We start from the raw sequence: 11,016 nt of genomic DNA, 5'->3' as shown, positions 1-11,016 counted from the left end.
TTCCCTCGGCTCAGCCGAGGGAAGGGGGCCTTCACGCGCTTCTGTCGGAGGTGAGGATTACGGTCTGTGTATGGCTTTCGAGGGTTTCGGCGAGTACGCCATCGACTTCTACGACGGTCTCGAGGCGGACAACTCCAAGTCCTATTGGGACGCGAACCTCGACACCTACAAGGCCGACGTCCGCGCGCCGATGGAGGCGCTGCTCGCCGAGCTGGTCCCGGAGTTCGGCGACGGCTTCGGCGAGGGCAAGGTCTTCCGTCCGTACCGCGACGTCCGGTTCGCCAAGGACAAGACGCCGTACAAGACCCACTGCGGCGCGGTGATCGAACAGGGCCGCGGCGGCGGCGCGTACTACGTCGAGGTCGGCCCGGCCGGGCTGCGTGTCGGCGGCGGCTGCTTCCACTTCGAGTCCGATCAGCTCGCCCGCTTCCGCAAGGCCGTCGACACCGAACTGCGAGGCGCCGAGCTGGCCAAGATCCTCGCGAAGCTGGAGAAGGCGGGCTGGGAGATCAAGGGGGACAGGCTCAAGTCGAAGCCGCGCGGCTTCACCGAGGACCATCCCCGCATCGACCTGCTGAAGTACCGCTCCGTGTACGCCGTCCGCGGCTGGGAGCCGGACGACGTCCTGCACGAACGGGCCACGCTCGACCGGGTGCGAAAGGCCTGGCGGCAGGTCCGCGCGTTCAACGAGTGGGCGCGGGACCGGGTCGGGCCGAGCGAGAAGCCGCGACGATAACCACCGAACCCTGATCGACGGTTGCCCCTCACCCAGGTCAACTGACACTTTTCTTGAACTTTCGGTATCGGTACAGACGTATCCGCGATGAGGGACTACGCTGTGCGAACGTGAGCCGACGCGCGAAGATCGTTTGTACCCTTGGCCCCGCGACCGCTACGCCGGAGAAGATGCGGCAACTCGTCGACGCCGGGATGGACGTCGCGAGGATGAACTTCAGCCACGGGACGCACAGCGACCACAAGCAGGTCTACGACCTCATCCGCACCGCCGCCGCCGAATCGGGCCGCGCGGTGGGCATCCTCGCCGACCTCCAGGGGCCGAAGATCCGTCTTGGCACCTTCGCGGGCGGCCCGGTCGAGTGGCACAACGGCGACATCGTGCGCATCACCGTCGAGGACGTCGCGGGTACGCACGACCGCGTCTCGACCACCTACAAGGGACTCGCCGACGACGCGAAGCCCGGCGACCGTCTCCTCGTGGACGACGGCAAGGTCGGCCTCGTGGTCAAGGAGGTCGACGGCCCGGACGTCGTCTGCGAGGTCACTGAAGGCGGCCCCGTCAGCAACAACAAGGGCGTCTCCCTGCCGGGCATGGACGTCTCCGTGCCGGCGCTGTCCGAAAAGGACATCGAAGACCTCGAGTTCGCGCTCGAACTCGGCGTGGACTTCATCGCGCTCTCGTTCGTCCGCTCACCCGCCGACATCGACCTGGTCCACCAGGTGATGGACCGCGTCGGCAAGGGACGCCTCCCGGTCGTCGCGAAGATCGAGAAGCCCGAAGCGGTCTACAACCTCGAAGCCATCGTGCTGGCCTTCGACGCGGTGATGATCGCCCGCGGTGATCTCGGCGTGGAACTCCCGCTGGAGCAGGTCCCGCTGGTGCAGAAGCGCACCATCCAGATCGCCCGCGAGAACGCGAAGCCGGTCATCGTCGCGACGCAGATGCTCGAGTCGATGATCAACAGCTCCCGTCCGACGCGCGCCGAGGCCTCGGACGTCGCCAACGCGGTGCTCGACGGCGCGGACGCGCTCATGCTCTCGGGTGAGACCAGCGTCGGCCGCTACGCCATCGACGTGGTCAAGACCATGGGCCGGATCATCGAAGCCGTCGAGACCGACTCGCCGGTCGTGCCGCCGCTGTCGCACGTCCCGCGCACCAAGCGCGGCGTCATCTCCTACGCGGCGCGGGACATCGGCGAGCGGCTGAACGCCAAAGCGCTGGTCGCCTTCACCCAGTCCGGTGACACCGTCCGGCGGCTCGCGCGGCTGCACACGCGGCTGCCGCTGCTGGCGTTCACGCCGGAGGAGAGCGTCCGCAGCCAGCTCGCGATGACCTGGGGCACCACGACGCGGATCGTGCCGAAGGTGGGCTCCACCGACCAGATGATCCAGCAGGTCGACCACGCGATGCTCGAAATGGGCAAGTATGCCAAGGGTGATCTGGTGGTCATCGTGGCCGGTTCCCCGCCCGGGACCGTCGGCTCGACCAACCTCATCCGGGTGCACCGCCTCGGCGAGGACGACCACGCCTGACGCCGGCTCACGAGGCCGCGACTGTGCCGTGAAGGCCTCCTTCCCTACCGTCAGAGTAGGGAAGGTTCGACCTCGAACTACCGCATCCAGAGGACTAACTGCGGGGGGTCAGAGCGTCGTGCCGGGGGTGGCGAGGACGTCGGCGCGGGCCGAAGAGCCCGGAGCGGGCGTAGCCGGCTTCGCGGCTGAGCCACCGAGAGCGGCGGTGAGCAGGGTGACGATCTGCGAGGAGATCGCCGCCCGCCGCGCCTCGAAGCCGGCGTCGGTCAGCGCCGAAGGATCGGCGGGCGTGCCGAGGACGGGCGTGTGCAGATGCCCGCCCGCGATCCCGGCCAAGCCGAGCCCCGTCCGCAGCCGGTTACTCCTGAACATCGATTCATTGCTGAGGTAGTTGCCGCCGCCACCGGAAGCGGCGACCTCACCGGGCTTCGGCGCGTCCGTCCGGCACACCGCGGTGCCGGTCCCCGGCTTCGAACTGACCGGCCAGACGCAGAACGCCTGGTTGTACAGCACCTGGTACGCCCCGGCGGGCGCGGCGAGCATCTTTTCGTAGGGCAGCGTGGTTTCGATGAACTGGACGTCCGGCTGCGGCCAGCCGCCGGCGGGCGGGACCGGGCCGCGGACGGGCTCGTCGAGGTTGTCCGGCGAGCCACCGCGCCACGCACCGGCCCAGCGTTCGATGTCGAACCGGCCGGGGCGGCCCTGGCTGATCGTCATGATCAGCTCCGGGCGGCGGAAACGGTCCGTGAACGCCTGACCGTAGGCCGCTTCGACGATGCCGGCGTCGAAGTAGCTCCACACCACCGGAAACGAGACGGCCTGCACCTGCGCGGGACCGGTCGGGGTCTGGATCACCTTGCCGTCGAGGTGCAGCGCGGCCGCGCCCGACGGGTTCGCGATGCGGACTCCCGCGCCGTTGAGGGTGAACGGGTCGAAACCGCTCACCAGCACCCGGCGCAGCTTCGGGCCGGACGGGAAACGGGAGTCGTCGAGTCCGCGCGCGCCGAGGTCGAACGTCTTCAGCAGCTCCGCGCGGGCGGGTGCGGACAGCGGGAAGCTCGGCGTCCACTGCCGCAGCGCCTTGCTCATCTGCAGGCGTGCCCAGTAGAGCGGGCGGTCGTCGGCCTTGTCGATGTCGCCGAGATCGGGACGGCGGCCCTGCGCGCGGTCGACCGCGGTCCGCCAGAGCCCGTCACCGGCGGTCTCGGCGAGCTTCCCGGCGCGCAAAGCGGTCTTGGTCGCGCAAAGACGGGCCGTGAAGTCGGAGACGAGCTTGTCGAATCCGGCGAGCCGGACGAGCTCCGGACCGACCGCCGGGCCACCCGAAGGCAGGGTCGCGGTGAGCCGCTTCTCCTCGACGGTGATCGCGGCGGACTCGTCGAAGCAGGCACGGGCGCCTTCGGCTCGCGCGACGCCGGGGACAGCGAGGACGGGGAGTGCGATGAGCAGCGGGAGGAGCGCGCTCCACCGCCTGCCGGGTGTCTTCATGGGCCGCATTCTTCTCATCGAGGCCTGCCCGCACTACCGACGTTCGCAGGTCCGACCGGGTCTTGTCCGAGGTGGACAGGCGGGGCAGACTCGCGCCATGGCCGCGCACAGAAGCACTCTGGGACGCATCACCGCAGTCACCACGATCGCCGCACTGGTCGGCACGGCCGCGCCGGGTACCGCGGCCGCGGCACCACCGACCCCCAAGTCGCCGACCGCCGTCGGCTATCTGGGCGCGGTGTCGAGCATCGACGCGGACGCGACCGCGATCGGCACGAAGATCCTGCGCGAGGGCGGCAACGCCGTCGACGCCGCCGTCGCGACGGCGGCCGCGCTGGGCGTCACCGACCCGTTCTCCGCGGGCTTCGGCGGTGGCGGCTTCTTCGTCTACTACGACGCGCGCACCGGCAAGGTGCACACCCTCGACGGCCGCGAGACCGCGCCGTCGACGGCGAACGAGAACCTCTTCGTCGAGAACGGCAAGGCGATCCCGTTCCCGGAGGCCGTCACCAGCGGGTTGGGCGTCGGCGTGCCCGGCACGCCCGCGACCTGGGACGAAGCCCTGCGCAAGTGGGGGACCAGGTCACTGGCGAAGGCGGTCAAGCCCGCCGAACTCCTCGCCCGCAAGGGCTTCACTGTCGACCAGACCTTCACCACCCAGATCGCGAACAACGCCGCCCGCTTCTCGGCGTTCCCGTCGACCAGGTCGCTGTACCTGCCCGGCGGCGCGCCGCCCGCGGTCGGCACGACGTTCAAGAACCCGGACCTCGCCGGCACGTACGCGCAGCTCGCCGCGAAGGGCACCGACGTGCTCTACCGCGGCCCGATCGGCGCGGACGTCGTCGACACCGTCCGGAAGCCGCCGGTGGACCCGGCGTCGACGCTGAACGTCCGGCCCGGTGACATGACGGCGGCCGACCTCGCGAAGTACCGCGTCGTCGAGCGGAAGCCGACCAAGACCCGGTACCGCGGCCTCGACGTCTACGGAATGCCCGCGCCGTCGTCCGGCGGGCTGACCGTCGGCGAGGCGCTGAACATCCTCGAGAACACGAAGCTCTCCAAACTGGAGGAGAAGGCCGACTACCTGCACTACTTCCTGGAGTCGACGCGGTACGCCTTCGCCGATCGCAACCGGTGGATCGGCGATCCGGCCTTCGTCGACGTCCCGGCGAAGGAACTGATCAGCCAGAAGTTCGCCGACAGCCGCGCGTGCCTGATCGACCCCGCGAAGGCCGGGACGAGCCCGGTCGCGCCGGCCGACCCGCGCGAGCACACGCCGTGTGTGGCGGGGACGAACGCCGCGCCGACGCCGTACGAGGGCGAGAACACCACGCATCTCACGGTCGCCGACCGGTGGGGCAACGTCGTCGCGTACACGCTGACCATCGAGCAGGAGGGCGGCAGCGGCATCGTCGTGCCGGGCCGCGGGTTCCTGCTCAACAACGAACTGACCGACTTCTCCTTCACCCCGGTGACGCCGGGTGTGCCCGACCCGAACCTGCCGGGCCCGGCGAAGCGGCCGCGTTCGTCGATGGCGCCGACCATCGTGCTCGACCACGGCAAGGCGTTCCTCGCCGTGGGCTCGCCCGGTGGCGCGTCGATCATCACCACGGTGCTGCAGATCCTCACCGGCCGTATCGACCGCGGGCTGAAGCTCGCCGACGCGATCGCCGAACCACGCGCTTCGCAGCGGAATTCCGCGTCCGCGCAGGTCGAGCAGGCGTTCCTGGAACAGATCGAGGTGCTCAAGGCGCTGAAGGCCAAGGGGCAGGGCTTCTCGGCGACGCCCGCGGAGATCGGGGCGGCGACCGGTGTCGAACGGCTGCGGGACGGCCGGTGGCTCGCCGCCGCCGAACCCACGCGCCGGGGTGGCGGCTCGGCGGCCGTCGTGCTGCCCTGGCCACCTCGGTAGCCGAAGGGGACTTTCCCCGCATGTCACGCGGTGAAGGGAGCTTTCCCCGCATGACATGCGGGGAAAGCTCCAGATCGGAAGNAGCACCATGACGACGGTCGTCAGACCGGCGAGGGCACCGACGGAGATGATGTTGGCCGCCCAGTCGACGCCGTTGGCCGCGAACGCGGACGCGAGCGTCTTCTTGCCGCCGTCACCCGCCGTGGTGGCGATTCGGATCAGAACCCGAATCGCCACTCACGACCCAACGGACCGTTCATCGCACGCGGTGACAGGCAGTGGCGACGGAGTCTGGTAGAGATCACCGGGTGAGCAGCAGTCCCGAACCCACCCCGCTGTGGGACCTTCCGGAGCCGAAAGCCGAGCCGTCGCGGAAGGCCAAGCCGGCGCGCGCGAAAACGGCCAGCCGTCGCGGCGCGCAGAACCCCGCGCCCGAGAACCCGGTCGCGCGGATCGTCGTGGACATCCCGCTCACGCACCTCGACCGGACCTTCGACTACCGGATCCCGGAGAAGTTGCACGAAGCCGCCGTGCCCGGCTGCCGGGTACGCGTCCGGTTCGCGGGCCAGCTCGTCGACGGGTACCTCGTCGAGCGCACCGACACCACGGAGTTCACCGGCAAGCTCGCGTACATCGACCGGGTGACCTCCAGCGAGCCGGTGCTGCCTCCGGCGCTGCACATCCTCTGCCGGTCCGTCGCGGACCGGTACGGCGGCACGCTCAGCGACGTCCTGCGGCTCGCGATCCCGTCCCGGCACGCGAAGGCCGAGGCCGAACCGCCCGCCGAACCCGCGCAGACGCCGGAGCCACCCGAAACGACCGCCTGGGAGAAGTACCAGAGCGGTCCGGCGTTCCTGGAAGCCGTCGCGGAACGGCGTCCGGCCAACGCCGTTTGGCAGGCGCTGCCGGGCGAGGACTGGCCACGCCGCCTCGCCGAAGCCGCCACCGTCGCGGCCGCCGCGGGCCGGGGTGTCGTCATGGTCGTTCCCGACCACCGCGACCTGACGCGGCTCCACGACGCGTGCGTTTCCTTGCTGGGCGCCGATTCCGTGGTCGCGCTGATCGCCGGGCTCGGCCCCGCCGAGCGCTATCGCCGGTGGCTCGCGGTGCTGCGCGGCGCGGTGCGCGTCGTCGTCGGCACGCGCGCGGCGATGTTCGCGCCGGTCGCCGATCCGGGCCTCTTCGTGGTGTGGGACGACGGCGACGACGTCCACCTCGACCAGCACGCGCCGTACCCCCATGTTCGCGACGTGCTGATGGATCGCGCGCACGCCGCGAAGGGCTCCATGCTCGTCGCCGGTTTCGCGCGCACCGCCGAGGCGCAGTTCCTGGTGGAATCAGGCTGGGCGCAGCCTCTCGTGGCGGCCCGCCCCGAGCTGCGGGCGGCCGCGCCGAGGGTCACGCCGGTCGGTGAGGACTTCGACGTCGCCCGGGACGAAGCGGCGAAGGCCGCGCGGCTCCCATCGGTCGCGTTCGAGGCGGCGCGGCAGTCATTGGCCGGCGGATTCCCTGTGCTGGTCCAGGTTCCGCGTCGCGGTTACGTTCCGGGACTCGCTTGCGGCAACTGCCGGACGTCGGCGCACTGCCGTCGTTGCGCGGGTCCGCTTTCCTTGCCGGGCGGGCTGATCGACGGCGCGCCGAGGCCGCCTGCCTGCCGGTGGTGCGGCGTCCCCGAGACGAACTTCCATTGCGCGGCTTGCGGTTCGGTACGGCTGCGGGCGGTCGTCGTCGGCTCCAAGCGCACCGCGGAGGAGCTGGGCCGCGCGTTCTCCGGATTCCCCGTGCGTACTTCGGGTGCGACGGAGGTTTTGGCTTCGGTGCCCGGGAAACCGGCGCTGGTGGTGTGCACGCCGGGCGCCGAGCCGGTCGCGGAAGGCGGCTACGGCGCGGCGCTGCTGCTGGACGGCTGGGCGCTGCTGGGGCGGCAGGACCTGCGCGCGGGGGAGGAGACCCTGCGCCGCTGGATGGCGGCGGCGGCCCTGGTGCGGCCGGGGACCGAAGGCGGTCGCGTGTTCGTCGGCGCGGAAGCGGGCCTTTCGGTGGTGCAGGCGCTGGTGCGCTGGGACCCGGGCTGGCACGCGAGCCTGGAGCTCGCCGAGCGGCGCGAACTGGGGTTCCCGCCCGCGATGCGGATGGCGAGCATCGAGGGCACGCCGGACGCGGTCGCCGGATTGCTCGACGACCTCGCCCTCCCGGAGACCGGCGAGGTGCTGGGCCCGGTGCCGCTCGGAGACGTCGACGAGGACGGCAACGCCGAACGCGAACGGGCACTGGTGCGCGTCGCGCGTCCGGACGGGAAGGCGCTCGCCGCCGCGATCCACGCGGCCGCCGCCCGCCGGGACGCGCGCAAGGCGTCCGAGCCCATCCGGCTCCAGCTGGACCCTCTGGAGCTCATCTAACCTCCGCGTTTCGTCCTCTGGATGCGGTAGTTCGACCTCGAACTACCGCAGATCGGAAGGTGTCGTCCATCCAGTCACGCGTGTCGTCCGCCGGATCACGCGTGTCGTCCGGTCAAGCATGCGAAGTCGGGAATCGGTACAGGGTCACTGGTCACCTCGAAGCCTTCACGACACGCGCCGCAATAAGCTGCGGAGATGATCGTCCGGTCCATCGCGCTGTTCGCGCTCGCCGCGCTGCTGGAGATCGGCGGCGCCTGGCTGATCTGGCAAGGCGTCCGGGAACACCGCGGCTACCTCTGGATCGGCGCGGGCGTCGTGGCACTCGGCCTCTACGGCTTCGTCGCGACATTGCAGCCCGACGCGAACTTCGGCCGCATCCTCGCCGCGTACGGCGGAGTGTTCGTCGCGGGTTCACTGGCGTGGGGGATGGTCGCCGACGGCTACCGGCCGGACCGCTATGACGTCATCGGCGCTTTGATCTGCCTCGCCGGGGTCGGGGTCATCATGTACGCGCCCCGGGGTTGAGCGAGAGCCATCGGCGCTATTCTGCGCTGTGACCGAAACGGACTTCCCCGCTCCGCCCTCCGAAAGACCCGGGCCGAAGCGAAGATTCTCCCCGCTCCTGCTCGTGATGATCCTGGTGGCGATCGCCGGTGTGGGCACCGGGGGATACGGGTTCTGGACCCTGATGAGCTATCGCATGGCGAGCGTCCCCGGCGAAGCGATGGCGCCCACGATCCAGCCGGGAGCGGTCGTGCTGTACCGCTGGACCGCTCTCCCCGAGATCCCTCGCGGCTCGGTCGTCCTCATGGATCTCGCCGCGTTCCCGGACTCGCGTCCCGGCGAGGGCCGGGCCGTCAAACGGGTGATCGGTGTCGGTGGTGATCAGGTCGTCTGTTGCACGTCCGACAACCTGATCACCGTCAACGGGAAGCCGGTCAAAGAGCCGTACACCGACGACGACAACGGGTACGGCCGCAAGGAGTACAGGCCCTTCAGCGTCCAGGTACCGCCGGGCGCGGTGTTCGTCGTGGGGGATCAACGGAACCGTGGCCGCCTTTCCCGGCGGCCACGGCCGGTACTTCGGAACATGTAGGACCGCTTAACGTCGGTGTAGATCTTTTCACTTGTCCTGACGAGTCGTCCGAGGCAGCTTGGAGACGTATCGAGCGGCCAGGCGAAAGGAACGAAGTGAGCATCGGCGCGCCGGGAACCCTGATCCGGATGGGCGTTCTCGCCCTGTTGTGGGGATCGGGATTCCTGTGGATCAAGCTCGCCCTGACCGGGTTGCCACCCGTTCAGGTGACCGTCATCCGTTGCGCGCTCGGCGCGGCCGTCCTTCTCGTGCTGAGCCGCTGGACCGGGCAACGTCTCCCGCGCGGACGGCGGATCTGGGGCAGGCTCCTCGTCGCCGCCTTCTTCTGCAACGCCTTGCCGTTCGCGTTGTTCAGCATCGGCGAACTGACCGTCGACTCCGGTGTCGCCGGGGTGATGAACGCGACGACCCCGCTGTGGTCGCTGCTGATCGGCATCGGGATCGGCACGGAACGCCGGATCACCGTGATCCGCGTCGGCGGCCTGATCCTCGGTTTCGCCGGCATCCTGCTGATCTTCGCGCCCTGGCAGAAGAGCGGCCTGCTGGGCTGGGGGACACTGGCCCTGCTCGGCGCCGGTATCAGCTACGCGATCGCTTTCGCTTATATGGGAAGGAAACTCGTCGGCGAGGGCGGTCCGATCGCGATCTCCGCCGCGCAACTGCTGACCGCCACCGGGCTGAGCGCGCTCGCGTTGCCGTTCGACGCCGCACCGTCCGGACCGCTGAACGTGACCGCGGTGGTCGCCGTCGTCGTCCTCGGGATCTTCGGCACCGGTGTCACCTTCTACCTCAACTACCGGCTCATCGCCGACGAAGGCGCGACCTCCGCGGCGACCGTCGGCTACCTGCTGCCGGTCGTCTCGGTCGCGCTGGGCGCGCTCGTGCTCGGCGAGGAACTCGGCCCGCGGGTGCTCGCCGGGATGGTCGTGGTGCTGCTCGGAGTCGCCCTGACCCGCTACGTGAGGTCTTCGGCGAGCAAGTCCATCAGCAGTCCGTCGTGCCAGCCTTCGCCGTCGGTGTCGCGTTCGTAGCCGCGCATCACCCCGACCTCGCGGAAGCCCACGGCCTTGTAGCAGCGGATGGCGGCTTCGTTGTCCACGGCGGGGTCGATCACGAGCCGACGGTGCCCACGATCGTGCAGGAGATACCGCGCCATCGTGCGGACGGTGTCCGTGCCCAGCCCGCGGCCGTGGGCCGCCGGGTCGAGGAAGAGGTCGACCGACGCGTGCCGGTACATCGGGTCCTCCTCTTCGCCGTACTGGACGAAGCCCCGGACGACGCCCCCTTCCAGGACCGTGAAGCAGGCCGTCGTGGGGTCGTCGAACGGCCAGGTGGGGGAGCCGTCGACCGAACCCCAGCGCGCCCCGACCTCGGCCGTGCCGCGGATCCGCCGCAAGTCCGGGACATGGGCCTCGGTGACCGGGGTCAGGGTCACGAACTCTCCGCGCAACTCGGTGGTCAGTTCCCGCTCCGTCCACTCGTCCGAATGGCGCCAGTCTAGGGAGAAACCGGCTGGGGCGCCGCCGGAACCGCAAGAACGCGGGGGCTTTCGCCGCCGGAATCGGGTATCAACGAAGGGGACGATGGAGGTGGGTCATGGGGAACCCGTTCGAGGAAATGCGTCCGGTGGAGGAACTGGTCGACGGTGGGGCGACCGCGGTGCGCGCGGCGGTGCTGCGCAAGGCGACCGAAGCGGTGGTCGCGAACGCCCGCGACGCGACGGATTGCCGGATGCTGCTGGAGATGCTGGGGCTGCATTCCGACCGGTCGGCGCGAAGCGACGACGAGGCCGCCTGAGAGACAACCCTCGTGAGTGGTAAGGACGGTTCTAACCGTCCTTACCACTCACG

Annotated in this window: 10 protein-coding genes; 8 read left to right on the top strand and 2 right to left on the bottom strand. The window is 70.1% G+C overall.

Going from position 1 to position 11,016, the window contains the following annotated elements:
- The first annotated feature begins 70 nt into the window (after positions 1-70).
- Together LCL61_RS32330 and pyk are read left to right on the top strand one after the other, a co-directional pair.
- Complete coding sequence (locus tag LCL61_RS32330; RefSeq protein WP_340683249.1) at positions 71-736, top strand: DUF2461 domain-containing protein; 666 nt, start codon at positions 71-73, stop codon at positions 734-736.
- A 110-nt stretch (positions 737-846) separates the two neighbouring features.
- Positions 847-2,271, top strand: coding sequence for a pyruvate kinase (pyk, locus tag LCL61_RS32325; protein WP_043848002.1), 1,425 nt, complete (start codon positions 847-849; stop codon positions 2,269-2,271).
- Positions 2,272-2,379: 108 nt separating this feature from the next.
- Here the strand turns inward: pyk and LCL61_RS32320 are convergent, their stop codons facing one another.
- Positions 2,380-3,759, bottom strand: coding sequence for a hypothetical protein (locus LCL61_RS32320; RefSeq protein ID WP_340683248.1), 1,380 nt, complete (start codon positions 3,757-3,759; stop codon positions 2,380-2,382).
- Between the two features lie 97 nt (positions 3,760-3,856).
- Between LCL61_RS32320 and ggt the strand changes: the two genes are divergently transcribed.
- The 5 genes from ggt to LCL61_RS32295 all read left to right on the top strand — a co-directional run bounded on the left by ggt (position 3,857) and on the right by LCL61_RS32295 (position 10,197).
- Positions 3,857-5,671 carry a gamma-glutamyltransferase gene (gene ggt, locus LCL61_RS32315; protein WP_340683247.1) on the top strand — a complete coding sequence of 605 codons (1,815 nt, stop codon included), beginning with the start codon at positions 3,857-3,859 and terminating at the stop codon, positions 5,669-5,671.
- Positions 5,672-5,979: 308 nt separating this feature from the next.
- Complete coding sequence (locus LCL61_RS32310; protein WP_340683246.1) at positions 5,980-8,070, top strand: primosomal protein N'; 2,091 nt, start codon at positions 5,980-5,982, stop codon at positions 8,068-8,070.
- A 195-nt stretch (positions 8,071-8,265) separates the two neighbouring features.
- Complete coding sequence (locus tag LCL61_RS32305; protein ID WP_125687586.1) at positions 8,266-8,595, top strand: YnfA family protein; 330 nt, start codon at positions 8,266-8,268, stop codon at positions 8,593-8,595.
- A 28-nt stretch (positions 8,596-8,623) separates the two neighbouring features.
- A complete protein-coding gene (gene lepB / locus LCL61_RS32300; RefSeq protein ID WP_340683245.1) occupies positions 8,624-9,166 on the top strand; it encodes a signal peptidase I in 543 nt (180 codons plus the stop codon).
- Positions 9,167-9,261: 95 nt separating this feature from the next.
- Complete coding sequence (locus LCL61_RS32295) at positions 9,262-10,197, top strand: DMT family transporter (protein ID WP_340683244.1); 936 nt, start codon at positions 9,262-9,264, stop codon at positions 10,195-10,197.
- Here LCL61_RS32295 and LCL61_RS32290 read toward each other — a convergent pair.
- Entirely contained in the window at positions 10,122-10,628 is a 507-nt protein-coding gene (locus LCL61_RS32290; protein WP_425342073.1) for a GNAT family N-acetyltransferase, read from the bottom strand. The genes LCL61_RS32295 and LCL61_RS32290 overlap by 76 nt on opposite strands.
- Positions 10,629-10,762: 134 nt before the next feature.
- Here LCL61_RS32290 and LCL61_RS32285 point away from each other — a divergent pair, with 134 nt between their 5' ends.
- Complete coding sequence (locus LCL61_RS32285) at positions 10,763-10,963, top strand: hypothetical protein (protein ID WP_340682925.1); 201 nt, start codon at positions 10,763-10,765, stop codon at positions 10,961-10,963.
- Positions 10,964-11,016: the final 53 nt, after the last annotated feature.

It is taken from the genome of Amycolatopsis coloradensis (assembly GCF_037997115.1).
GTDB classification, from domain to species: Bacteria; Actinomycetota; Actinomycetes; order Mycobacteriales; family Pseudonocardiaceae; genus Amycolatopsis; species Amycolatopsis coloradensis_A.
Note: the sequence above shows the minus strand (reverse complement) of the source record. Positions and strands in the feature narration are given on the sequence as shown.

What these genes read in the sequence shown, in the direction of transcription:
- LCL61_RS32285 (WP_340682925.1), top strand. Translation starts at nt 10,763, where the DNA reads ATGGGGAACCCGTTCGAGGAAATGCGTCCGGTGGAGGAACTGGTCGAC.
- LCL61_RS32330 (WP_340683249.1), top strand. Translation starts at nt 71, where the DNA reads ATGGCTTTCGAGGGTTTCGGCGAGTACGCCATCGACTTCTACGACGGT.
- LCL61_RS32320 (WP_340683248.1), bottom strand. Translation starts at nt 3,759, where the DNA reads ATGAAGACACCCGGCAGGCGGTGGAGCGCGCTCCTCCCGCTGCTCATC.
- LCL61_RS32305 (WP_125687586.1), top strand. Translation starts at nt 8,266, where the DNA reads ATGATCGTCCGGTCCATCGCGCTGTTCGCGCTCGCCGCGCTGCTGGAG.
- ggt (WP_340683247.1), top strand. Translation starts at nt 3,857, where the DNA reads ATGGCCGCGCACAGAAGCACTCTGGGACGCATCACCGCAGTCACCACG.